The 23,267-nt window shown below is 39.9% G+C and carries 20 protein-coding genes; 13 read left to right on the top strand and 7 right to left on the bottom strand.

The genetic code is table 11. The features are described 5' to 3' along the window. Positions 1 to 201: 201 nt before the first annotated feature. Entirely contained in the window at positions 202 to 1,587 is a 1,386-nt protein-coding gene (gene trhP / locus DO88_RS16560) for a prephenate-dependent tRNA uridine(34) hydroxylase TrhP (RefSeq protein WP_033037923.1), read from the bottom strand. A 216-nt stretch (positions 1,588 to 1,803) separates the two neighbouring features. Here trhP and ndk point away from each other — a divergent pair, with 216 nt between their 5' ends. The 9 genes from ndk to der all read left to right on the top strand — a co-directional run bounded on the left by ndk (position 1,804) and on the right by der (position 12,479). After that, entirely contained in the window at positions 1,804 to 2,235 is a 432-nt protein-coding gene (ndk, locus tag DO88_RS16565; RefSeq protein WP_007377442.1) for a nucleoside-diphosphate kinase, read from the top strand. Between the two features lie 168 nt (positions 2,236 to 2,403). Then, on the top strand, positions 2,404 to 3,534 hold the full coding sequence (locus DO88_RS16570) for a bifunctional tRNA (adenosine(37)-C2)-methyltransferase TrmG/ribosomal RNA large subunit methyltransferase RlmN (protein WP_008139552.1): 1,131 nt from the start codon (positions 2,404 to 2,406) through the stop codon (positions 3,532 to 3,534). A gap of 116 nt (positions 3,535 to 3,650) precedes the next feature. Continuing rightward, positions 3,651 to 5,444 (top strand): type IV pilus biogenesis/stability protein PilW, encoded by a 1,794-nt coding sequence (gene pilW, locus DO88_RS16575; RefSeq protein WP_033037921.1) that lies wholly within the window; start codon positions 3,651 to 3,653, stop codon positions 5,442 to 5,444. Then, the gene (locus DO88_RS16580) at positions 5,441 to 6,289 is read left to right on the top strand and encodes a RodZ domain-containing protein (protein WP_033037919.1); all 849 of its coding nucleotides are present in this window, start codon (positions 5,441 to 5,443) and stop codon (positions 6,287 to 6,289) included. The genes pilW and DO88_RS16580 overlap by 4 nt, the downstream gene beginning before the upstream one ends. 5 nt (positions 6,290 to 6,294) lie before the next feature. Then, a complete protein-coding gene (ispG, locus tag DO88_RS16585) occupies positions 6,295 to 7,413 on the top strand; it encodes a flavodoxin-dependent (E)-4-hydroxy-3-methylbut-2-enyl-diphosphate synthase (protein WP_008139556.1) in 1,119 nt (372 codons plus the stop codon). A gap of 396 nt (positions 7,414 to 7,809) precedes the next feature. After that, positions 7,810 to 9,090 (top strand): histidine--tRNA ligase, encoded by a 1,281-nt coding sequence (gene hisS, locus DO88_RS16590; RefSeq protein ID WP_007377437.1) that lies wholly within the window; start codon positions 7,810 to 7,812, stop codon positions 9,088 to 9,090. Between the two features lie 19 nt (positions 9,091 to 9,109). Then, the gene (locus DO88_RS16595; RefSeq protein ID WP_033037917.1) at positions 9,110 to 9,730 is read left to right on the top strand and encodes a YfgM family protein; all 621 of its coding nucleotides are present in this window, start codon (positions 9,110 to 9,112) and stop codon (positions 9,728 to 9,730) included. Positions 9,731 to 9,740: 10 nt separating this feature from the next. Beyond that, positions 9,741 to 10,919, top strand: a complete 1,179-nt coding sequence (gene bamB, locus DO88_RS16600; protein ID WP_008139563.1) for an outer membrane protein assembly factor BamB — start codon at positions 9,741 to 9,743, stop codon at positions 10,917 to 10,919. Positions 10,920 to 11,012: 93 nt separating this feature from the next. Continuing rightward, positions 11,013 to 12,479 carry a ribosome biogenesis GTPase Der gene (der, locus tag DO88_RS16605; protein ID WP_033017497.1) on the top strand — a complete coding sequence of 489 codons (1,467 nt, stop codon included), beginning with the start codon at positions 11,013 to 11,015 and terminating at the stop codon, positions 12,477 to 12,479. 80 nt (positions 12,480 to 12,559) lie between these two features. Here der and DO88_RS16610 read toward each other — a convergent pair whose 3' ends face one another. Both DO88_RS16610 and DO88_RS16615 read right to left on the bottom strand, forming a co-directional pair. Next, positions 12,560 to 13,063: a TFIIB-type zinc ribbon-containing protein gene (locus DO88_RS16610; RefSeq protein ID WP_033037916.1), complete on the bottom strand. Its 504-nt coding sequence runs from the start codon at positions 13,061 to 13,063 to the stop codon at positions 12,560 to 12,562. Between the two features lie 40 nt (positions 13,064 to 13,103). Further along, positions 13,104 to 13,691, bottom strand: a complete 588-nt coding sequence (locus DO88_RS16615) for a DUF4202 domain-containing protein (protein WP_084166005.1) — start codon at positions 13,689 to 13,691, stop codon at positions 13,104 to 13,106. Positions 13,692 to 13,917: 226 nt separating this feature from the next. Between DO88_RS16615 and DO88_RS16620 the strand changes: the two genes are divergently transcribed. Beyond that, positions 13,918 to 15,645 (top strand): DUF885 domain-containing protein, encoded by a 1,728-nt coding sequence (locus tag DO88_RS16620; RefSeq protein ID WP_033037911.1) that lies wholly within the window; start codon positions 13,918 to 13,920, stop codon positions 15,643 to 15,645. 119 nt (positions 15,646 to 15,764) lie between these two features. Continuing rightward, on the top strand, positions 15,765 to 17,072 hold the full coding sequence (locus tag DO88_RS16625) for a DASH family cryptochrome (protein WP_033037910.1): 1,308 nt from the start codon (positions 15,765 to 15,767) through the stop codon (positions 17,070 to 17,072). A 29-nt stretch (positions 17,073 to 17,101) separates the two neighbouring features. Here the strand turns inward: DO88_RS16625 and DO88_RS16630 are convergent, their stop codons facing one another. Then, the gene (locus DO88_RS16630) at positions 17,102 to 18,184 is read right to left on the bottom strand and encodes a YeiH family protein (protein ID WP_033037908.1); all 1,083 of its coding nucleotides are present in this window, start codon (positions 18,182 to 18,184) and stop codon (positions 17,102 to 17,104) included. Positions 18,185 to 18,305: 121 nt separating this feature from the next. Between DO88_RS16630 and DO88_RS16635 the strand changes: the two genes are divergently transcribed. Further along, positions 18,306 to 19,184 (top strand): LysR family transcriptional regulator, encoded by an 879-nt coding sequence (locus DO88_RS16635; protein WP_033037906.1) that lies wholly within the window; start codon positions 18,306 to 18,308, stop codon positions 19,182 to 19,184. Positions 19,185 to 19,265: 81 nt separating this feature from the next. On the opposite strand, the gene DO88_RS16640 is transcribed toward DO88_RS16635, so the two are convergent. The 3 genes from DO88_RS16640 to DO88_RS16650 form a co-directional block, all read right to left on the bottom strand. Next, the gene (locus DO88_RS16640; RefSeq protein ID WP_050482413.1) at positions 19,266 to 19,625 is read right to left on the bottom strand and encodes a GFA family protein; all 360 of its coding nucleotides are present in this window, start codon (positions 19,623 to 19,625) and stop codon (positions 19,266 to 19,268) included. A gap of 394 nt (positions 19,626 to 20,019) precedes the next feature. Next, positions 20,020 to 20,478 carry a thioredoxin family protein gene (locus DO88_RS16645; protein ID WP_033037904.1) on the bottom strand — a complete coding sequence of 153 codons (459 nt, stop codon included), beginning with the start codon at positions 20,476 to 20,478 and terminating at the stop codon, positions 20,020 to 20,022. 95 nt (positions 20,479 to 20,573) lie between these two features. Next, positions 20,574 to 22,541 carry a hypothetical protein gene (locus tag DO88_RS16650; RefSeq protein ID WP_033037903.1) on the bottom strand — a complete coding sequence of 656 codons (1,968 nt, stop codon included), beginning with the start codon at positions 22,539 to 22,541 and terminating at the stop codon, positions 20,574 to 20,576. 277 nt (positions 22,542 to 22,818) lie between these two features. Here DO88_RS16650 and DO88_RS16655 point away from each other — a divergent pair, with 277 nt between their 5' ends. Continuing rightward, on the top strand, positions 22,819 to 23,175 hold the full coding sequence (locus tag DO88_RS16655) for a putative quinol monooxygenase (RefSeq protein WP_033028681.1): 357 nt from the start codon (positions 22,819 to 22,821) through the stop codon (positions 23,173 to 23,175). Positions 23,176 to 23,267: the final 92 nt, after the last annotated feature.

Here is a 23,267-nt window from a genome sequence, read left to right as displayed (position 1 = left end):
TAATGGGGTAACAGTGAGGAGCGATTTAACAACACGTGTTAAGTACGAATATCCATTATATTCGCTTTTAAAATTTTATAAATAAGCATTAATGATAAGATAAATTCCATAAATGGTATTTAAAAAATAGCAGATGAAGATATAACTGCTCAGCGTCACTCTATTTAATAAAATAGCTTTGAGCAGTTATTAGAGTGGATCCTAACTGACCTCTTTGAATGGATTTCGGGTATCTTGGTGTGCATCTAGATTACGCATTAAAATAGCGTGATCTAAGTTAACGCTCTCATCTAGCGGGATTTTTACAATGTGACCAGAACCTTTAGCATCGCTAATACTTTCGCCTTTTTTGTTTTCCATACATTCAAGCACAAAACTAATATTTCCCTTTGGCGTCATTAGCTCTAAAGAGTGGCCTGTGCAAAATTTATTTTTAACGTCTATTTCAACTAATCCATTTTCGCAGCGCCCAAGTACTTCACCCACAAATTGCTGCTTGGTAGAAACTGAATGACCGTATTCATAGTTTTGATATTCTTGGTGGGCATGGCGTTTTAAAAAGCCTTCGGTGTAGCCTCTATGTGCTAAGTTTTCAAGCGTCTTAAATAAGTTAGTATCGAATGGTTTACCTGAAGCCGCGTCATCTATTGCTTTACGATACACTTGTGCAGTGCGCGCCACATAATAAAATGACTTAGTACGCCCTTCTATTTTTAAACTATGTACACCCATTTTTGTTAACTGATCTACGTATTGCACAGCGCGTAAATCTTTTGAGTTCATAATATACGTGCCGTGTTCATCCTCAAACGCAGGCATGTATTCGCCAGGGCGGCCTTGCTCCTCTAACATAAATACATCGTTACTTGGCGCGCCTTCACCTAATGTAGGAATAACCTGTTTGGGATCAAACTTATGCACCATTTCACCGGTTTCATTTTCAACACCTAGCTTAACATCATAATCCCATCGACATGCATTAGTACATGTACCTTGGTTTGGGTCGCGTTTATTAATGTAACCGGAGAGCAAACAACGCCCTGAATACGCCATACACAGTGCGCCATGCACAAATACTTCAAGTTCTGTGTTTGGGCAGAGTGTGCGTATCCCACTAATTTCTTCGAGTGATAGTTCTCGCGATAGAATAACTCTTTCAATTCCCTGCTTTGCCCAAAACTGCACACTTGCAAAGTTTACGGCGTTAGCCTGTACCGATAAGTGAATAGGCATGGCTGGCCATTTTTCACGAACAAGCATAATTAAACCAGGGTCTGACATAATCAGCGCATCAGGCCCCATAGCAATAACAGGTTCAATGTCACGTAAATACGATTTTACTTTCGCGTTATGCGGCGCAATATTAGACACCACATAAAACTTTTTATTTTGCGCATGCGCTTCACTAATACCAATTTGCAGGGTCTCTAGGTCAAACTCATTATTACGCACACGCAAACTATAACGAGGCTGCCCCGCATAAACCGCATCTGCGCCATAAGCAAACGCGTAGCGCATATTTTTTAAGCTCCCTGCAGGGCATAACAGTTCAGGTACAAAAGAAGTTAAAGAAGAAACAGTTGGCATGTGCGCTCCATACATCGAACCGAGTATAAGTCGGTTGCATGATTAATTAATTTACGAGCGCGGCATTATAAATCCGCCAAGCATTGTGCTTTTGATCAAGATCACAAAACTGCAATCAAACTGGTTTTTAATAAAATTAGGATTTTTCACTTAAAACGCGTATAATTCGCGCCCGTTAATATTCACACTTTTACTTAAAATTATTGGAGCATAAAGATGGCTTTAGAGCGTACTTTCTCAATCGTAAAACCTGATGCAGTTGCTAAAAACCACATTGGCGCTATCTACAACCGTTTCGAATCTGCTGGCCTTAAAATCGTTGCAGCTAAAATGGTTCACCTTTCACAAGAGAAAGCTGAAGGTTTCTACGCAGAACATAGCGAACGTCCTTTCTTCGGTGCTTTAGTATCTTTCATGACATCTGGTCCAGTAATGGTTACCGTTCTTGAAGGCGAAAACGCTGTTCTTAAAAACCGTGAAATCATGGGTGCTACTAACCCTGCTGAAGCACTAGCTGGTACTTTACGTGCAGACTACGCTGATAGCATCGACGAAAATGCTGTTCACGGTTCTGATGCTGTTGAATCTGCTGCTCGCGAAATCGCGTACTTCTTCGCTGACGAAGAGCTTTGTTCACGTACTCGTTAATTCGAATTCGTTAACATATTGAAAAGGGCTTTCGGGCCCTTTTTTAGTCATTACGTAAAGTATTAATCAGTAAACTAATAATGTTTTACTTAATGATTAAAGTGAGTGAATTGTGTACAATTCGTCCTCGTAAATTTTATCTCCACCGTCACCGATTGAGGTTGTTTCATGACCGAGCAAAAAAAGATTAACTTATTAGATTTAAACCGAGATGCAATGCGCGAGCTATTTGCATCGTTCGGTGAAAAACCGTTTCGTAGTGACCAGGTGATGAAATGGATTTATCATTTTGGCGTAGATAACTTCGACGAAATGACCAACGTAAATAAAAAGCTTAAAGAAAAGCTTAAAGCTGAGTGCGAAATTGTTGCACCAGAAATCACCGTTCGCCAACAAGCAAGCGACGGGACTATTAAGTACGCACTTATTCTTGAAGGCGGCCAAGAAGTAGAAGCTGTTTGGATCCCTGAAAAAGAACGCGCTACTTTATGTGTATCATCACAAGTTGGTTGTGCGCTTGAATGTACTTTTTGTTCTACTGCTCAACAAGGCTTTAACCGTAACTTAAAAGTATCTGAAATCATTGGCCAAGTTTGGCGTGTAGCTAAAGATATAGGCCTTGATGGCCATAGCGAAAAGCGCCCAGTAACTAACGTTGTGATGATGGGTATGGGTGAGCCTTTACTTAATCTTAAAAACGTAGTGCCAGCAATGGAACTAATGATGGACGATTGGGGCTTTGGTTTATCTAAGCGCCGCGTAACATTAAGTACGTCAGGCGTTGTACCTGCACTTGATTTACTAAAAGAGAAAATTGACGTAGCACTGGCTATTTCATTGCATGCACCAGATAACGCACTGCGTGACATTTTAGTGCCCGTTAATAAAAAGTACCCTATTGAAGAATTTTTAGCCGCGTGTCGTCGTTATATCGACGGTTCAAAAGCTAATAAAGACGTAACCGTTGAATACGTTATGCTTAACGGTATTAACGACAGCACCGATCAGGCGCATGCACTCGTGCAAACGTTAAAAGGCACACCATCTAAAGTAAACCTTATTCCGTTTAACCCGTTCCCAGGTAATGAGTACACTCGCTCAAGTAACAGCCGTATTGATCGCTTTTCAAAGGTATTACAAGCAGCCGGCGTTACCTGTATTGTTCGTCGTACTCGAGGGGACGATATTGATGCAGCTTGTGGACAATTAGTGGGTGATGTAGTGGATCGTACTAAGCGCTTAGCTAAAAAGAAAATGCGTGATGATAATGCGATTACTGTAAACATTCATCAAGCATAACTTTTAGTAAAATACTTAAAGCCTTTATATTAATTCGTTTATTTTTAAATATATGATGCAACATAAAGGCTTTTAGGTAAGATAGAAGATATGGATTAAAATACAGAGATAAGGTAATGCGATCTTTACTTGCTTTAACTATATCGGCACTCGCTCTAAGCGGGTGTGTAACCGAAAATAGTTATAACGGCAGTGACAAACCCGTCGTCGAAAATAAAATTAATAATATAGGCGCAGCGCGAACGCGTATTGCTCTAGCATTACAATACCTAAATACAGGCAATAATTCTCAGGCTAAATATAATTTAGAGCGTGCAGCCGAATTTGCACCAAATTTACCAGAGGTTCATTACTCTCTAGCTTATTACTATCAACAAGTTGGTGAAAATACACTGGCCGATAAAGCTTACCAAAAAGCACTCGCCATAAAACCAGACGATCCAAATACCTTAAATAACTACGGTGTATTTTTATGTGGCATAAATGAATACGACCGAGCCACTGATCAATTTTTAAAAGCAATAGAAATCCCTAGCTACATTCGTGTTGCAGAAAGCTACGAAAATTTAGCTTTATGTGCCATTGAGTTTAACGATTTTGATAATGCTGAAAGTTATTTTAAACAAGCCATGAACCACAGCTCGCAAAGAACGTCTACTTTAATCAGTTTAGCTGCACTGTTTTATGCTAAAAGTGATTTACACAAAGCAAGTGAGCTTTTAAAGCGTTATGACGATACAGGCAAAGTTTCATCTCGGGCTTTAATGCTTAACTATTTAATAAAAAATCGAATGGGTAAAATAGAAGATGCAGAAAAAATTGCGACCACTATTTCACAGACCTACCCAACGAGTAATGAAGCATACGTAATTCGAGAGCAAAAAGTACGGTTAAGCGAATTTGAAATTTTAAGAGAAAAATACCGAAAAGCTAAACTTGATGAATTACAAGAAACAAGTAATGGTGGACAAATTAGTGTTAAACCAAAAATAAAAATCACCCGGAAAAAACACATTGCTAGAGATAATTCAACAAGCTTAGTTACCAACGATAACAAACGCATAAGTTTAGCACCCCAAACTCAAATGGATAATGCAAGTTCAGTTATTGCAAGTACTGTTAATCCAATTAATAAAGGAAATACTTATACAAGCGCGCCCCCATCATCTATTTCAGAAAAAGAAACGACACCAACAGTAACTAGTTCAAGTACTAAAACCGATACATCGGCTATCATGCTTGCTTTAACAACTGGTCATAATTCAACTAATACGATGCAAAAAACGGTCGCCGCTCCACAAGTACCTAAATCACAAAAACAAGCCGAAAAAACATTAACTAAACCAAATGACAGCATTAAAATAATTTCTTTTGGCGCCCCTAAAGATGCAAATTTTAATTCGCAGCAAACTCCCCCTGTAATAAAGGCTCCTATAGAACAGAATGATTCTGATGTTGTTTTTTACACTGCAACGAAAGATACTAACGTGTTTGCTGAAAGTAGCCGCCAAAATAATAATGACATACAGTTTAAGAGTTATGAGGCAAGTGAACACATTGAACCACCAATGCTTAACCCTAAAGTACCAACTTTAAGCATCCCATTTCATGTAATTCAATTCGGTGAAAACCTATTTAGCATTTCGGTGCGATACAATGTTAAACTACAAAAACTTCTACAATGGAATGGTTTAAAAGAGTCGGATCGGGTAATGAATGGAAGTAAAATTTACCTAAACGATCCTAATGTTTATTACGAAATTAAAGCTGGCGACACCCTTTACGAAATAGCTACCCAGCGGCGTGTATTAATTGATCAATTAATGCGATGGAATAAATTAAGTCCTGACATAGCACTTACGCCAGGGCATAGACTTTTACTAGTGGATCCAGACTCATACACATTATGAATGAAGACAATACGCAAACACAGAGCGAACAACCAACGGTTGGTCAAATACTAAAAGCACATCGTGAGCAAGCGAATGTGAGCATTGAAGCAATTGCTAAGCCGTTAAAACTATCTGAACTACAAATAAAGCGTCTTGAAAACGATGAATTTCAATTACTCGGTCCTATTACGTTTGTAAAAGGTTATATTAAAAACTATTGCCGAGAATTAAAAGTTGATTGCACGCCTATTCTAGCTATGATGCCAGCCCCACCTGAGCCGGCTAAACCCGCGAACATGCAAAGCTTTTCACGCCGAACGGAGAAAGAAGCCAATGACAGCCGATTAATGTTCGTGAGTTATATTATTTTAGCGATCGTCATTGGTTCGTCTGCACTTTGGTTTTGGCAAAATGCCACGCCAATTGAAGAACAAACAAGTAATATTAATGTTGAGAACTCAATTATGAGTGAGCGACAAGCAGCACAATCTCCTTTTTTTGAACAAGAACAACAAGCAGATACTAATAAAACGGTACAACCGCAAAGCGAAACATTAAATGATTTAGTAGAACAACCCGTAGAAACAGTAACTACTGATCTGGATAAAACACCAGGTATAAGTACAATCGTGATGAACTTTAACGATGAAAGCTGGGTTGAAGTTTATGACGGTGAGGGTGAAAAAGTAGCTTTTGGTGTTAAAAAAGCAGGCTACCAGATGACGGTTAGCGGTACTCCTCCTTTTTCTGTTGTACTAGGTAAGCATGACGTTGTAAGTATTACCTTGGATGGTGAGCCTATCGACATTTCGGCTTTTCCTAAAAATCGTTTAGCTAAATTTAAATTACCACTAGCAGAGTAGTCGCTATGTTTTCAGAATCTCCAATTAAACGCAGAAAATCAACTCGTATCAATGTAGGTAATGTACCTATTGGTGATGGTGCACCGATTGCAGTGCAATCAATGACCAATACCGATACCATGGACGTAGATGCAACCGTGGCACAAATTCAGGCGATACAAGATGCCGGTGCCGACATTGTGCGTGTATCAGTGCCAACAATGGATGCAGCAGATGCATTTAAAAGTATTAAAGAACAAGTCACTATCCCTTTAGTAGCCGATATTCACTTTGATTACCGTATAGCCTTAAAAGTGGCAAAATACGGCGTGGATTGCCTACGAATAAACCCAGGTAATATAGGCAGCGAAGAACGTATTAGAGCCGTGGTCGACTCAGCTCGCGAGCATAACATTCCTATTCGTATTGGTGTAAATGGCGGCTCACTTGAGCGCGACTTACAAGAAAAATACGGCGAGCCTACACCTGAAGCCTTATTAGAATCAGCAATGCGCCATGTAGATATATTACGCCGCCTTGATTTTGACCAATTTAAAATATCAGTAAAAGCGTCAGATGTATTTTTAGCCGTTGGTGCGTATCGCTTACTTGCTAAAGAAATAGACCAACCACTGCATTTAGGTATTACCGAAGCAGGCGGCATGCGCTCAGGTTCGGTAAAATCAGCCGTTGGTTTAGGTATGTTACTTGCTGAAGGCATTGGCGACACACTACGAGTATCACTTGCAGCCGACCCAGTACAAGAAATCAAAGTAGGCTTTGATATTTTAAAATCGCTGCGTATACGCTCACGCGGTATTAACTTTATTGCCTGCCCTAGCTGCTCACGCCAAGAGTTTGATGTAGTTAGCACCATGAACCAGCTTGAAGAACGCCTTGAAGATATTATTGAGCCTGTATCGGTTTCGGTAATTGGTTGTGTTGTAAATGGCCCAGGTGAAGCACTCGTTAGTGATATAGGTCTTGCTGGTGCAAACCGTCGTTCTGGCTTATATATTAATGGCGAGCGTCAAAAAGCACGTATCGATAACAATAATATTGTTGAACAACTCGAAGGTTATGTACGTGACTTTATAGCCCAAAAGCAAAACCAAACACCTATCGACATAAAAATAGTCGAATAAATACCGTATTTAGTGGCAAACAACGCTGTTTGCCGTTGACCTTTATAGCAAGTGGATACCCAAACCACCTCAAAATACAGAACTCAGCGTTTCACAGGGATTTAATATCAAGGCGTTACTTTGCAAGTATGGCAATCCCTTTTAAAAAGTAACAACGATGAGAGTAAGTGCCTGTGAACCGCCCAATGGGTTGGTTTTAAAGCGATTTATACTACGTTATTGATTTTAACAATAGAACCTCTATTATTTGCAATCAATGCCTTGCCTAAATCGCTTTTAATTCCAACTGAAAGTCGCATCTTGGGGTAGTTTGGGTATATAATAGCGGGTCAATTTTTAGCATTCTTGTTGTGTAAGCATTTTTTATTACACATAAACAGCATTTAGGATTTATCAGTGGCAAAACAAATTCAGGCAGTTCGCGGTATGAACGATTGTCTGCCAGGCGACACACAAGTTTGGCAGAAAGTAGAAAGCATTTTACGCGAGACAGTAGCATCGTTCGGTTATCAAGAAATTCGTTTTCCTATTGTAGAATCAACCGACTTATTTAAACGCTCTATTGGTGAAGTAACCGATATAGTAGAAAAAGAAATGTACACCTTTGCAGATCGCAATGGCGACTTATTAACACTGCGCCCTGAAGGCACCGCTGTATGTGTGCGCGCAGGTAACGAAAATGGATTATTATATAACCAAGAGCAGCGTCTTTGGTATATGGGACCAATGTTTCGCCATGAACGCCCGCAAAAAGGTCGTTACCGCCAGTTTCACCAATTTGGTTTAGAAACGTTTGGTATTGCCACAGCCGATATAGATGCCGAAGTTATTTTATTAACAGCGCAGCTATGGGAAGCATTTGGTATTACTGAGCACGTACGCTTAGAGCTTAACTCATTAGGATCTAACGAAGCGCGCGCCGATTACCGTGATGCATTAGTAGCTTACCTTGAACAACACATAGATGTGCTTGATGAAGATTCAAAACGTCGTATGTATTCAAACCCATTACGCGTACTTGATAGCAAAAACCCAGATGTACAAGCCATATTAACCGACGCACCTAAATTATCTGAGCACCTAGATGTTGAATCAAAAGAACATTTTGAAAATTTATGTGAACGTTTAGACGCCGCAGGCGTCTCATACACGGTTAATGAAAAATTAGTACGTGGTTTAGACTACTACAACCGTACCGTATTCGAATGGGTAACCGACAGTTTAGGCGCACAAGGCACTGTTTGTGCTGGCGGTCGTTACGATGGTTTAGTTGAGCAACTAGGTGGTAAAGCAACCCCAGCGGTTGGTTTTGCAATGGGCCTAGAACGTTTAGTATTATTGCTACAGGCTATTGAGTGTGTGGGTGACATTCGTCGCAATGCTGATGTATATTTAGCAGCGATGGGCGACAAAGCAAGTATTCAAGCACCTATTATTGCCTCTGAACTACGTCGTGACGTAGCCGGTTTACGTGTTATGGTACATGCTGGCGGCGGTAACTTTAAAAAACAATTAAAACGTGCTGATAAAAGCGATGCACTTGTTGCTGTTATTATCGGTGAAGATGAATTAGAAAAAGGCGTTGTGACTATAAAGTATTTACGTGAACGTAAAGAACAAGTCACACTAGAATTAGAACAAGCTAAAACGCTATTAGCTGAGCTTATTAACGGCTAAGCTGACATTAGAGGTAAACATGGATATACATTCAACAGAAGAAGAACAAGCAGAAGCCATTAAACGTTTTTTCCGTGAAAACGGCGTTTCACTTGCACTAGGTATAGTTGTTGGCTTGGGTGGTTTGTATGGCTGGAAAGCGTATAACCAAAACCAAATCACAACAGCTGAGAAAGCATCAAACTCTTTCACTAAGCTTGTTGAAGGTGATGATGTATTATCTTCAGCAGATACGTTTATCAGCGAAAATAAAGACACAAACTATGCAACATTAGCCGCATTTGTTGCTGCTAAAGATGCTGTAGATGCGCAAAAGTTAGATGTAGCAAGCGAAAAACTGAGTTGGATCGTATCTAATGTGCAAAATACAGAACTAAAAGCAATTGCTATTACACGCTTAGCCCGCATTCAAATTGCACAAACTAAATATGACGATGCATTAAATACATTAAATGCACCATTACCAGAAGCATTTAACGCAAACGTTGCCGAACTTAAAGGCGATATTTACGCTCAGCAAGGTAATAAAGATCAGGCTCGCACTGCTTATCAAGCAGCTGTAGATGCAGGTGGATTAACCAGTAACCCACTATTACAAGTTAAGTTAGATGACCTAGCAGTAACTAGCCCAGCGGCTTAAGGTTTTAGGCATGAGAAAATTAACGACTGCAACCCTTGCCCTATGTATGGCAACACTGATGGGTTGTTCATCAAGTGATGATGAAGACGAACTAGTACTTCCTGAAATTGTAAACCAGTTTGAAACTGACGTTGTTTGGCAAGAATCAGTTGGTGACGGTGTAGAGCATTATTTCTCTCGTCTAACGCCTGCTATTTATAAAGATACTGTATACGTTGCTAGCCGTGAAGGCCAAGTTGAAGCACTTTCGCTTACGAATGGCGACACAAAATGGGAAACTGACGTGCGTCAGGATTTATCATTTTGGCCATGGAGTGACAACGGTACAGCAAAATTATCAGGCGGTATTTTACAAGCTTATGGTAAGATTTATATTGGCTCTGAACATGGCTTCATTATAGCCCTTGACCGTGAAACAGGCGAAGAAGTTTGGCGTAAAAATGTACCTGGTGAATCGCTATCAAAACCAACTGCTGGCGATGGCTTAGTTTTTGTTAATTTAGCGTCTGGTAAATTATTAGCGCTACACCCAGATACAGGTGAGCAGCGTTGGAGCTTTGAACAAGAAGTACCGCCGCTAACATTGCGCGGACAAAGCTCGCCAACCGTTGCTAACGGTGGTGTATTAGTTGGCCTTGAAACAGGCAAGTTAAACGTTTTGATTTCAGAAAGTGGTTACTCAGCATGGAGCGCAGAAATAGCGGTAGCTAAAGGTGCATCAGAGTTTGAACGCCTAGTTGACGTAGATACTCAACCACTTATTAGCGGCCCATACGCATATGCTATTGCTTATAATGGTAACTTAGCCGCTATTGATATTCGCTCAGGTAATATTGTCTGGAAACGTGAATACAGTAGCTACCGCGATATTGCAATGGACGCACAAAGTATTTATGTAGTAGATAGCGATGGTGTTATTTACGCATTGGATAAAGATTCAGGTATTGAACGTTGGAGCCAACCCGCTCTACGTGGTTGGTACTTAACAGGCCCTACAGTTGCGGGTAGCCATTTAGCTATAGGCGACCAAGAAGGTAACCTGCATTGGTTAAATAAAGAAACTGGCGAGCTAGTATCTCGTGAAGACTTTGACAGTTCAGGATTTTTTATTGAGCCTGTTGTTGCCGACGATAAACTGATTTTATACACCCGTGATGGTGAAGTTAGTGCGGTTAAAATACCGAACTAACTTACTACTATTAGTATAACCTGCTAATAGTTAATTATTTTTTGTAAGGCTTCGCACTGCGAAGCCTTTTGTTGTTTTTTAAAGAGGTAGTTTATGCTTCCCGTGATCGCTCTAGTTGGGCGACCCAATGTGGGCAAGTCCACATTATTTAACCGTTTAACACGTACTCGTGATGCGCTCGTAGCCGATTTCCCTGGTTTAACACGAGATAGAAAATATGGCCAAGCTAGTTATGATGGCTATGAATTTATCGTGGTAGATACGGGTGGTATTGATGGCTCAGAAGAAGGCATCGAAATCGAAATGGCAGATCAATCTCTGCTAGCCATTGAAGAAGCCGACATTGTTCTGTTTTTAGTAGATGCTCGTGTAGGTATGACCGTAGCTGACCAAGCAATTGCTAATCACTTACGCAAGCAAGATAAAAAGTGTTTTGTTGTTGCCAACAAAACCGATGGTATTGATGCAGATTCAAACTGTGCTGAATTTTACCAATTATCATTAGGTGAAATTCATCATATTGCGGCATCCCATGGTCGTGGTATTACGTTATTACTTGAGCAAACACTTCAGCCGCTTATTGCTGAATTAGCTGCACAAGACGAAGACGTAACAGGCGATGACGAAGAGCTTATTAATCTTTACGAAGAAGATGAAGACAGCGACACCGATCACCAGGCATTTGCAGACAAACCTGTAAAGCTTGCCATTATTGGTCGCCCTAATGTTGGTAAGTCTACACTTACTAACCGAATACTCGGTGAAGAACGCGTAATTGTATACGATATGCCTGGTACAACACGTGACTCTATCTACATTCCGATGACGCGAAATGAAAAAGAATATGTGTTAATTGACACAGCCGGTGTTCGCAAACGTAAAAAAGTAAGCGACGTAGTTGAGAAGTTCTCTGTAATTAAAACGCTTCAAGCAATCGAAGACTGTAACGTTGTGTTATTGATTGTTGATGCTCGCGATGGTATTTCAGATCAAGATTTAAGCTTATTAGGCTTTGCTCTTAACTCAGGTCGTTCATTGGTAATTGCAGTGAACAAATGGGATGGCTTAGACGATTATGTTAAAGATCGTATTAAATCAGAGCTCGATCGCCGTTTAGGCTTTATTGACTTTGCACGCCTACACTTTATATCTGCACTACACGGTACAGGTGTTGGTCATTTATTCGAATCTGTTGACGAAGCGTATGAGTCTGCAACTAAACGTATAAGTACTGCAATGTTGCGTCGTATTATGGACATGGCTCAAGCCGATCACCAGCCGCCACTTGTTCGTGGTCGTCGTGTTAAGCTCAAATATGCGCATGCCGGTGGTTATAACCCACCACGTATTGTTATTCACGGTAACCAAGTTAAAGATTTACCAGATAGTTATAAACGCTACCTGATGAACTACTACCGTAAAGCGCTTAAAATTATGGGCACCCCAATCAAAATTGAATTTAGAGAAGGTGAAAACCCATTTGCTGGTCGTGTTAATAAAGTAACACTGTCGCAAAAGCGTAAAATACGTGCATTTGCTAAAGAAAATCGTAATAAATAAATTCGTTAAAAATTAGTTTATTGTAATAAAAACGGCGTACTTTTTAGTACGCCGTTTTTGTTTTAATATGTTTTTAACAGTCACAAACTAAGTAAAGCTAAGCGAACCAAGTTCTCAACGGTGGTTTCATGCGCACTTTTATTTTTATTAGTTGGCGTAAACCTAGAAGTAGGTGATTTAATAGTTATAAACCCATGATTGGTTGCCATTTCATGAGCTAATAGCTTACGCTCTTTGGGTGTTAAGTGGTTTTCGTGTATTTTTTCCAGCTCGCCACTATCAAGCCATATTCCTGCACAGCCTGGGCATTCATCTATTTCAACGGCCTTTACTGGCGAAAAATACCTGCGCATCATTACAATTTTTTTGCACTTTGGGCAATTAATTCGTAGTGATACATCGTATTCACTCTCGCTATGTTCACTCAAATGCTTTAGCAACACCTGACCATGCTTTAGCTCTGGCGAGCTAAATTTAAAAATTTGGCTGTTATCAAAAAATACGCCGCCTTGCGCTGAAGTGTAAACAGTAATACCGCCAATTAATAACGGCTCAAGAGAGGCATTTGTACGTGGGCAATGCATTTAAAACTCCTTTTTATTTTAATACTTAACTTATACTACTTTACTCAAGTGCTTTGTGAATAAGCCCAACAAGTGGTGCGGGTAATGTAATATTACCTGCAAGTACAAACTCATGCGCTTCATCTGACATTTTTTGCCAAGTACGACGAATTATACCAATCCACTTTTCCTCATTGTAATCTGGTTTTGCATTGGCAAATCCAAGCATATAATGTTCAATAAACACCAAACTAGCCACATTTTCAACAAGCTGGCTGTCTGGATTACGTTTAATATTCTTTTTAGCGACCGCATCGTACACTCGGTTTTGCTCAGCTTCATCGTAACCAGCTTGCTTCATGAGCGCAACAACACTGCTAGCATGAAATATATAAAGTGCACTGCGCCATTGATGATAGCCCTGCTTATTCATTTCAAAGTCACTACGTGGCGACTTCCAGCGTTGTATATGCTGCCCGCGCACTGCAATTTGCATGAGTTCATCGGCATCTGGTTTAAAACGAGTTAACATTTCGCTCATGCGCAAGGCGTATAAACTTTCTTTAGGAAAGCTTTGTCCATTGTGCTGTTCACTATTTGGGTCTTGGTTATTAGCTTCATCAATTAAGGTAATTACTTTATTAAACATGACGGTCATTTTTTATAATAAGTTTTAATCATTCTAAACGCTGATAAAACAATAAACTAGTACGCCAATCAGTTACGCAGTGAAATTTGTTCAATCAACAGTAAAACCTAGAGGTACTGGTTATAAAAGTAAGCGCATTGATTAAGTTAACTTGGTACTATATTGAGCAAAAATTAAAATAAAAAAGCGCGATAAATAATAACTAATTCGCCAATAACGGATGACTATGTTTAAAAAAACTCTTTTAGCTATATGCTTAGCGGTTGCATCGCTACCAAGCTTAGCCGACAGTAACACTGATTTAAAAACCATTATTGATAACCACTGGCAAAACGCTAAAGCTGAAAAAATATTTTTTCGTACCGATCCAGATGGCTGGAAGCCAAACGGTACATTGCCAAATTGGAGCGAGCAAGCCATTGCAAAGCGCCAAGCTTATAACAACAGCGTACTAAAAAGCTTAGCCAGCATTGACCCAAAAACGCTCAACAACAAGCAGCTAATGAACTACCGCTTATTTAAATATGAGCGAGAAACAGAGCAGCAAAGCTACCTTTATCAAGATAAGTATTTTCCGGTTAATTTTTTAAGTGGCTGGCATACTTATTTTGCCGAAGCACCGGCTAACATGGCATTTTTAACACCCGACGATTACAACGCATTTTTAATCAGCCTTGCCGACTACCCTCGATTTAATCAGCAAAATATTGATTTAATGAAAGAAGGTATAAAAACAGGCTTTACTCATTACTGCAAAACCTTTGAAAATTACAGCCAAAGCATTAGCGCGCATATTGTTAAGCAACCTGAAAACAGTGCCCTTTACGAGCCCTTTACACGTATACCAAACACGTTTACAGCAGAGCAAAAAGCCACATACCAAAATAAAGCAAAGGCCTTAATCAGCTCAAAAGTAGTCCCTGCTTATCAGCATTTTTACGACTTTTTTGAAAACGATTACATGCCTAACTGTAGAGCCCAGCCGGGTATTGCAAGCGTTAAAGGCGGGCTTGAGTATTACAAATATGCAGTTAATTACTACACCACAACCAATGCCACACCAAAGCAAATTCATGAGCTTGGCTTAAAAGAAGTCGCGCGTATAAAAACGCAAATGCAAAACATTATTGATAAAGTAGGTTTTGATGGCACGTACAGCGATTTTTTAGAATTTTTAGCGACCGATGAGCAATTTTACGCAACAGACGCGCAAGACCTGCTTGAAAAAACAGCCTTTATTACGCAAAAAATGTATGGAAAATTACCAACCTACTTTAATCATTTACCGCGTAACACCTTTACTATAAAAGGCTCAGCGAGTCGCGGCGCGTTTTATATGCCACCTGCTGATAACCGCTCCCCTGGCACTTACTTTTTGGCCTCAACACCTAAGCTACAGCCTTTGTATAATTTAGAAGCACTAAGCCTTCACGAGGCAATACCAGGGCACCATTTACAAAACGCCATTGCAATGGAGTTAAATGTACCCCAGTTTAGACGCACACTTAGCCACTCAGCATTTGGCGAAGGCTGGGCACTTTACACAGAACGCTTAGGTAAAGAAGCCGGCTTTTATCAAAGCCCCTACAGCGACTTTGGTCGTTTAGGTTATGAAATGTGGCGTGCTGTGAGGCTTGTTGTTGATACCGGTATTCATGCGTTTGGTTGGAGCCGCCAAAAGGCTATTGACTACTTGGCAGATCACACTGCTTTGCCACAAAGTGCGGTGGAGGATCAAATAGATCGTTATATTTCATGGCCAGGCCAAGCGCTTTCGTACAAAATGGGCGAAATAAAAATACGCGAACTGCGCGCAAAAGCTGAAAAAGAACTAGGCGCTAAATTTGATATACGCAGCTTTCACGACACCGTTATAGGTCAAGGTTCACTCCCTATGGCTGTACTTGAAGACGTAATAAACGATTGGATAGCAGAGCAAAAATCAGTTATTTAACATTAAAGGAGGCGGTATTATTTGCCGCCTCTTTTTAAAACCCTCTTAAACAGCTCAAAACTAATCCCTACCCGCTTTTGCTTCGTAGAGCTTTAGAGTTTAAAAACCTGAGCAAACCTATGAGCAAACGTATTTTATATTGGCTACAAAACGATTTACGAATAGACGACAACCCTATTTTAAGCGAACTTGCTACTGAGCAATGCGCGCTTGATATTGTATTTGTTATAAACCCGCACTGGTTTAAAAATAATAACTACCAACAAAAGCCATATGGCGTGCACAAACAACAGTTTTTAATGCAAAGCTTGTACGAACTACAACAAGCGCTCATTGAACGCGGGCAAACACTGCACGTACTTGAGGGTGAACCCGTATCGCTTTTGAAAGCGCGTATAAATGAGCAAAATATAGATGAAGTTGTATACAGCGAGCAATTTGGTGTGTACGAGCAACGCCAAATAAACTTACTCAAAGCACATTGCCCTAATACTAAATTTACAGGGTCGCAGCAAGACACGCTCTATAAGCAAAGTGACCTACCCTTTGATTTAAACGAATTACCTAAACACTTTACCCCGTTTCGTAAAAAGGTAGAGGCCGCCACTAGCCCCATTTCACTTTCAACATTACCAAACGGTTTGCTCCCTCAGCCAATAACCTTGTGCGCTAAAAAACCTTTAGAGCGTATAGCAAATAATGGCGTAATGCATGGCGGGTTTAAAAGTGCGCAAACACATTTAAAGCAATACTTTTCAGGTTTACTACCAAGTACTTATAAAATAACTCGAAACGAGCTTGATGGCTTTAATAACACCACAAAATTTAGCACCTGGCTTGCTTTTGGTTGTGTAAGTGCGCGGCAAGTTTATAAAGCAGTTGAGGCGTACGAACATAACCAAATAACAAACGAGTCTACCTACTGGATTAAATTTGAATTGCTATGGCGAGAATATTTTAAATGGCATGCACTTAAGGCAGGTAAAAGCCTGTTTAGCTTTAAAGGCCAAAAGCAAACCAAACCCCTCACTACATTTATGCCAAGCCGATTTGCTGCATGGTGTAATGGCGCTACACCCTACCCATTAGTCAATGCCATTATGAACGAGCTAAACGCTACGGGTTATATATCAAATAGAGCAAGGCAAATTGCAGCAAGCTGCTTAGTAAACGAGCTTGGCCTTGATTGGCGATACGGCGCAGCTTATTTTGAACAGCAACTGATTGATTACGATGTAGAAGCTAATTGGGGTAATTGGCAATATATAGCAGGTGTAGGCGTAGATCCGCGTGGTGGTAGGCACTTTAATATACAAAAACAAACGTTACAGTTTGACCCGCACACTGTTTACACTAATAAATGGCAAGGCAATAAAAATACCAGCAGGCAGCTGGATACCTTAAACGAAGTTGATTGGCCAATTTAAGCCGCCAATCAACTTTTACCAAGTAACGTTTAAAACAATTCAGCAATGCCTATATTAATAGCGTAACCACCCAATGTTAAAAATAAAAACAAGCACAGCGCCAGCAACAGCGGTTTAATACCCGCTTGACGAATTGCCCCTACATGTGTGCGTAAGCCTAAAGCCACCATTGCAATGGTGAGTAATATATTATCAAACCAAACAACTGCGCTTGTAGCGACTTGAGGAATAACTGATAGCGAATGTACACCACTTGCCACAATAAATAGCACCGCAAACCAAGGGATTGTAATACCCGCTTTTTGCTCGCCGCCATGCACGTTATTGTTTGTTTTAGCATGCTTTTTACTTTGCCAAAACGATAAGCCCACTAAAAATGGCGCAAGCATCATCACCCTTAGCATTTTTTCTATAACGGCGGTATCTGAAGCATTGGCGCTTACAGCTGTGCCCGCTGCAACCACTTGCGCTACTTCATGAATAGTTGAGCCTACAAAAATACCGTAAGCGTGCTCGCTCAATCCCATGTAATCAAACATGATTGGGTAGGCAAACATGCTTAACGTGCCAAACACCACCACCGTTGCCACCGCTACCGATACTTTATGCGCTTGCGCTTTTATAACCGGCTCAGTTGCCATAACCGCAGCGGCACCACAAATAGAACTACCCGCGCCAATTAATATGGTTGTTTGTTCATCAAGCTTAAATACGCGCTTACCTAGCTGCACTGCCAAAATAAATGTGCCTAACAGCATTACAACATCGGTTAATAAGCCTTCCCAGCCCACGCCCGCTACTTGCGCAAAGGTAATTCTAAACCCAAACAACACAACCCCCGCTTTAAGCAATATACTTTTAGCGTAATCAACACCTATATCGGTTTGCGTAGCAATGCGCGAAAACACACTGTTACCCACAATAATGCCAAGCACAATACCAATCGTTAAAGAGCTAAATTGCGCACTTTGCATTACAGGCAATTTGCTCAATGCAACAGATGCCCCCGCCAAAACAACCACCAGCAGCATACCTAACCACCAGCGCGTATCGCCATATTGCTTAGTATTAATACTAAAAAGCTGTGGCATATCTTTAATTGCACTAAGCATAGTCATCCCTTAATAAAGTTATCGTAATTAATTGACTTCATTTTAAGAAAGCGCAAAATATAACTCCAATAAATTAAAATCATGATTCGATAACTTAAAGTTATGTAATTTGAGAGGCACAATGAACTTGCATGCACTTCGGGTGTTTTATACGGTAGCAAAGCTTGGTAGTTTTTCAGGCGCAGCCGAGGCGCTTTTTATAAGCCAACCCGCTGTATCTAAAGCGCTAAAAGAGCTTGAGCACCAATTAAATATTCAACTTATAGAGCGTGCATCTAAAGGCAAAAAACTTACCTTAAGCGAGGGCGGTCAAGCCTTGTATGATCATGCACGTAGCATTTTTGCCATTGAAAAAGCCGCCATTGAAGATATTAAATCGCGCACAGGGCTTAAGCGTGGCACGCTCGTTATAGGCACTAGTACAACCATTGCCAGCTATTGGCTACCGCCCTATTTAGCTAAGTTTTGCGCGCAGTACCCACATATAAAAGTAGAAGTACAAGTGGCTAATACCGCACAAATTGAGCTTGCCTTACTGGAATGCACTATCGATTTAGCACTGGTTGAGGGCACACCTACCGAGCCGCATATAATAAGTAAGCACTGGCAAAACGATTTAATGAGTATCGTTATACCGAGTAACTTTAAGCCCACGAAAGACCTAAAAGCATGGTTAAACAAACAGTTTTGGCTACTGCGCGAGCCGGGCTCGGGCACTTTAGAAATGTCGGTTAAGTTATTAGCCCAACATGGCGTACAAGCAGAGCAAAGTATGCAATTAGGCAGCAACGAAGCCATAGCAAGGGCCGTCGCTCAAGGTATGGGGGTCGCATTATTGCCAAATGTAGTTACTGAAGATTTAGTGCAGTTAGGAAAATTAACTCGCTTGAGCCAAAAAAATAACGAACAACTCTCTCGGCCACTTTATCAACTGCATTATAAAGACAGACCGTCTTCACATGCCGCACAAGCATTCGAAAAAAGCCTGTTTAGTGAATAATGTTTATATCAATAAGTGTATACGCGATTTGTAAGTCGCGTATATGCGATTATTGGTAAGCTTAGCCTCTTGTTGAGTGCTTTATTGCTCGACATATTTAAATGTATTCGCACCATCAAAATATCTGATATTTACTGCTTTAATAATATCTGAGTTTACCATTCTGGCATTTATTGCAACTCTATTTATACCATTATCTCGTTTTTGAGTGTAATGAGTGGTGCAACCACAAAACGAGCACGAGTGATACGAACGTAGTTTATTACCCCATAGATATACAGCATTATTTGATTCTTGTTTTATTACTACTTGATTCGCTGTGTAATATACCCACAAAGCTGCAATACGATAACATATGGAACAATTACAACTGGTTACTGATTTCGGTAATTTTTTTGTGGTTATCGCTATATTTCCACAATGGCAAGTTGCTTCGATCATGTAGCCTCCTTGGACAGTTAACACTTTAGTATTTACACAACACGCAGTTTATGTTGCATAATCGCTTATTGAACTAACAAAACTAGACCGCCACTAAGCAGGTTTAACTGGAGATCATCCTAATATTGTTCAGCCTCTATCTAGGGTCTTATATGGACTCCCCGTAAATGTCAAAAAGAAAAAGTTAAAATAAATTTAGATGCTAGCTTATATACGGGCTCAAATTATTTAAACAGGACAGCCACTCTAATTGAACAGACAAAAAATCTCCTAGATTCTAATTGGAAGTGCACCACCCACACATTAATGTATTAATAAACTATTTATTGCAGCTCACCATCTAACTTATAAACAGATTAGCTAAACCGACAAGCTCTAATATACATAGCTCTATTTATAAGTCCTGCGTTAAATCTTGCGCTAATGTTCCCGTTGGCTTTTCAATTACGCGTACTAACTCTTTACCATCGTCTTTTACAATAAACGTAGGTGTGTATTGTAAGTCGTGAGCCTGTGCAATGCCTGCATCATCGCGTTTGTTGTAACCCACGGCCACGTAGTCAATGCTTGCAAGTTGTACTTTCGATGCATCAAGTAACTTAATGAGTTTTGGCACTTCGCGCTCACTGTCGTGGCACCACGTGCCAAATAATACAATTAGCTCTTTGCCTTCTAGCTTTTGCATTAGGGCAATGTCTTGTGCTGTTGGTGTATACGTCTTGTAGTGCTCGTTAAACTTGTCGTAGTCGCTTAGCAGTGCTTGCGTACTTATCTCGCCCGAAAATGGCGCCGTAGCAGCGCAGCTTACAAGCGGCATGCTTAAAGCGCACAGTAAAATTAATTGTTTAAACATAAGGTTACTCTTAATTTAGGTATTAATTTAGGTATTAATTTAGGTATTAAACGACTATACCCAATATTGAGTGTGGAGTGAACAACTCAAAACCGTTACTTTTTATCCATAAAAAACTTAACTTGCGATAAGTTAGTTAAATATTCTCGCCTTACGTTTTTATTCTCAGCTAGCTTATCTAAGTCACCAATTAAGGTAACTAGTTTATTATGAGAATGGCTGCTTGTTTTTTTAAACTCGTCTTGCTTTTCGTCGCTCTCAACACGCTCTTTTTTATTCATGTTGTAGCTGTTTTCGTTTTCTTCAAGCCAAATATCGTCAATTAAGCGAATGTCGCTTTTACTAACAGTTTGCTCTTGCATCGCCATTTGCAGCTCGTATTGATTAGTTTGCGGATTAAACTCAAACATTTTTGTATCAACATCAACCTCGTGAGACTGATCAAGCCCCACAAGCTCTTTATTTTTAACGGCGGTGTTTACGTTATAACTCTCTTCTTTGTCGTAATAATCAGGGCGACTGTATTGATAATCAAAGTGGCTACTTACATTTTTACTTTGCGTTACACCGCTAAGCTCCCCTAATTGGGCTTGTTCAGTCGCTTGGCTTAGCTCAATTGTACTTTTAGGTTGATAGTCGCCGTTATCCAGCGAATAAGAAAATGTAGCATCAAAATCAGCGAGCTTAGAAATACCCGCACCCAATGTATTGGGCGCTTTATTACCAAGCCCTTGGTAACGGGCATCGTTTGTAATTATGTTATCAACCAAATCGGCAACCATGGCGCGCCCGTCATTAAAGTGCTGTTCTGCAAGTGACTCCAAATTGCTATAACGCTCAGCCGCTAATGACATACTCGCAAAAGCGCCTTTAAACAATGCAAAACCTTGTTGCATTGCCTCATCGCCACTTTTACCAAACGCCGATGTTTTATCATCTTCAGTACTGTTTACTCGGCTATCTTCTAGGCTTTGATCGAGCGACGCTAAATACTGCTGCATTTGCTGCGTGTCTTTAGCGCCAATGGTTGACATATCGAGTGCAAAATCAATGTCGTTTTGCCCACCTACGGCTTTAAACACAAGTGCTTGCTGGTTTGATGCTTCATCAATGGAGTAACTTAAATCAAGCGTGTTCTGGGCAGTATCAAGCGCATCATTTTGTGTTGTTGAAAACGACACATTAAAACCGGCTAACTGTTCACTATTAAAGTCCGCTAAAAAATCTAAACTCATGTCTGTTTGGTTTGGCACTATAAGAGGGTTGAATGAATTTTCACTCACTTTAAAAAACTCATCGGCCATTTCGCCAACACCCGCCATAACCTGCGTTAAAGCACCATGTTCAGCCTCAGATAAATTACCATTAACTTCGTAACTTATGCCAAAGCCATCTATCGCTTCACCTGTTTTTTCGTCATAACCTTGCGATGAGTTAAAGGTAATGTTTATAACATCACCTTCTTTAGTTTTTACCGAGAGCTCAAACAGGTAGTTATCGTCATCCTCGTATTTTGCGCGATTAAGGCTTTCCATGTATGGATTAAGCGAGCGCTCTACACGTTGCTGGCTTGAGGCTAAAAACGTTTTTTGTTCATGCCCAAGCTGACCTAAACTCGATAAAATCTCGCTTGTATTAGCATAAGCACCCTGAATATTTTTAACCGACGTACTTAATCGCTCAATTAATTGGGTGCTATTTTCGTTTTTTAATAACCCCTCATGCTGAGAGCTTATTACGGTGCGCAGGGCGAGTTCTTCATCGGAGAGTTTATAGTTAAGCATGCTGGGCGTGCTTAAAATAGTAAATAACGAGGTAAGTTGCTGCTTTAAAACGTCCTCTACATTTTGATTACTGGCTAGTGCTTCATCAAGAGTTTCATTATTTAACTGGCTTAATAACCCATCGGTTATTTTTGACTCGTTAGTTTGTAAATCATTAATAGCTTGAAGGTCGCTGCTGGTGTGTAGCGTAGGAGTCACAGAGGTTTGGTTAGTGTTATTAACTGATTGGGCAAGCAAAGTGTTTAAATTAGCCAAACTGCCAAATGCATTATTAACCATGATTATCCCTAATCGCTAAACTCTATTAAGTAATTTATCGGTCGTTTGGTTAAAAGCTTTAGGTTATTTGAACGCTTAAATTTGAGCTCAACAATGAGCAGATTAAATCACAAGATCATGTTTTTATAATTGTTGATTAAAATTCCACTCTGAGTCGAAAATGAGCCTATTTATCCACTTTAGGACTGCATTTATAATGATTTTTAAACAGTTGTACTTGAAAATAACTATTTTCTTCCTTCAGGCTGTATAAAATTTAACTCGATGGAGAGTATTTATGAAAAATGAAATAACGTGCAATTTTTTTCTTGATGTGAAAGAAGGTAAATTAATAGAGTTCAAAGAACTCATTTATAAAATTGTGGATGTTGTAAAAAAGGAGCCTGGCACTTTAACGTACACATATAATATCAGTGAAGATGGGAAAAAAATTCACATCGTTGAGAGATATAAAAATATAGCGTCAATCATCAGTCATATTGATGAAAGTTTTGCGCCATTCGCGAAAGCTTTTTTATCCTTGGTTGATATTTATGCATTAAATGTTTACGGTGTTGCAGATAACAATTTACGTGAGAGACTGGACGTATTTGGCGCCAAATACTATGTATTAGTGGATGGGTTTTCTCGATAATAATACAAGAAAAGCACTAATATAAAATTATACACTTGTGAATATTACTCTTTTTATAAATAACCAGCTTATATATGAGGGCTATTTATCGA

The organism is Pseudoalteromonas sp. S3431 (assembly GCF_000690035.1).
GTDB lineage: Bacteria > Pseudomonadota > Gammaproteobacteria > Enterobacterales > Alteromonadaceae > Pseudoalteromonas > Pseudoalteromonas fuliginea.
Note: the sequence above shows the minus strand (reverse complement) of the source record. Positions and strands in the feature narration are given on the sequence as shown.

Excerpts from the sequence above, each read along its gene's own strand:
- trhP (WP_033037923.1), bottom strand. The coding sequence starts at position 1,587 with ATGCCAACTGTTTCTTCTTTAACTTCTTTTGTACCTGAACTGTTATGC.
- ndk (WP_007377442.1), top strand. The coding sequence starts at position 1,804 with ATGGCTTTAGAGCGTACTTTCTCAATCGTAAAACCTGATGCAGTTGCT.
- DO88_RS16570 (WP_008139552.1), top strand. The coding sequence starts at position 2,404 with ATGACCGAGCAAAAAAAGATTAACTTATTAGATTTAAACCGAGATGCA.
- pilW (WP_033037921.1), top strand. The coding sequence starts at position 3,651 with ATGCGATCTTTACTTGCTTTAACTATATCGGCACTCGCTCTAAGCGGG.
- DO88_RS16580 (WP_033037919.1), top strand. The coding sequence starts at position 5,441 with ATGAATGAAGACAATACGCAAACACAGAGCGAACAACCAACGGTTGGT.
- ispG (WP_008139556.1), top strand. The coding sequence starts at position 6,295 with ATGTTTTCAGAATCTCCAATTAAACGCAGAAAATCAACTCGTATCAAT.
- DO88_RS16595 (WP_033037917.1), top strand. The coding sequence starts at position 9,110 with ATGGATATACATTCAACAGAAGAAGAACAAGCAGAAGCCATTAAACGT.
- bamB (WP_008139563.1), top strand. The coding sequence starts at position 9,741 with ATGAGAAAATTAACGACTGCAACCCTTGCCCTATGTATGGCAACACTG.
- der (WP_033017497.1), top strand. The coding sequence starts at position 11,013 with ATGCTTCCCGTGATCGCTCTAGTTGGGCGACCCAATGTGGGCAAGTCC.
- DO88_RS16610 (WP_033037916.1), bottom strand. The coding sequence starts at position 13,063 with ATGCATTGCCCACGTACAAATGCCTCTCTTGAGCCGTTATTAATTGGC.
- DO88_RS16615 (WP_084166005.1), bottom strand. The coding sequence starts at position 13,691 with ATGTTTAATAAAGTAATTACCTTAATTGATGAAGCTAATAACCAAGAC.
- DO88_RS16620 (WP_033037911.1), top strand. The coding sequence starts at position 13,918 with ATGTTTAAAAAAACTCTTTTAGCTATATGCTTAGCGGTTGCATCGCTA.
- DO88_RS16625 (WP_033037910.1), top strand. The coding sequence starts at position 15,765 with ATGAGCAAACGTATTTTATATTGGCTACAAAACGATTTACGAATAGAC.
- DO88_RS16630 (WP_033037908.1), bottom strand. The coding sequence starts at position 18,184 with ATGCTTAGTGCAATTAAAGATATGCCACAGCTTTTTAGTATTAATACT.
- DO88_RS16635 (WP_033037906.1), top strand. The coding sequence starts at position 18,306 with ATGAACTTGCATGCACTTCGGGTGTTTTATACGGTAGCAAAGCTTGGT.
- DO88_RS16640 (WP_050482413.1), bottom strand. The coding sequence starts at position 19,625 with ATGATCGAAGCAACTTGCCATTGTGGAAATATAGCGATAACCACAAAA.
- DO88_RS16645 (WP_033037904.1), bottom strand. The coding sequence starts at position 20,478 with ATGTTTAAACAATTAATTTTACTGTGCGCTTTAAGCATGCCGCTTGTA.
- DO88_RS16650 (WP_033037903.1), bottom strand. The coding sequence starts at position 22,541 with ATGGTTAATAATGCATTTGGCAGTTTGGCTAATTTAAACACTTTGCTT.
- DO88_RS16655 (WP_033028681.1), top strand. The coding sequence starts at position 22,819 with ATGAAAAATGAAATAACGTGCAATTTTTTTCTTGATGTGAAAGAAGGT.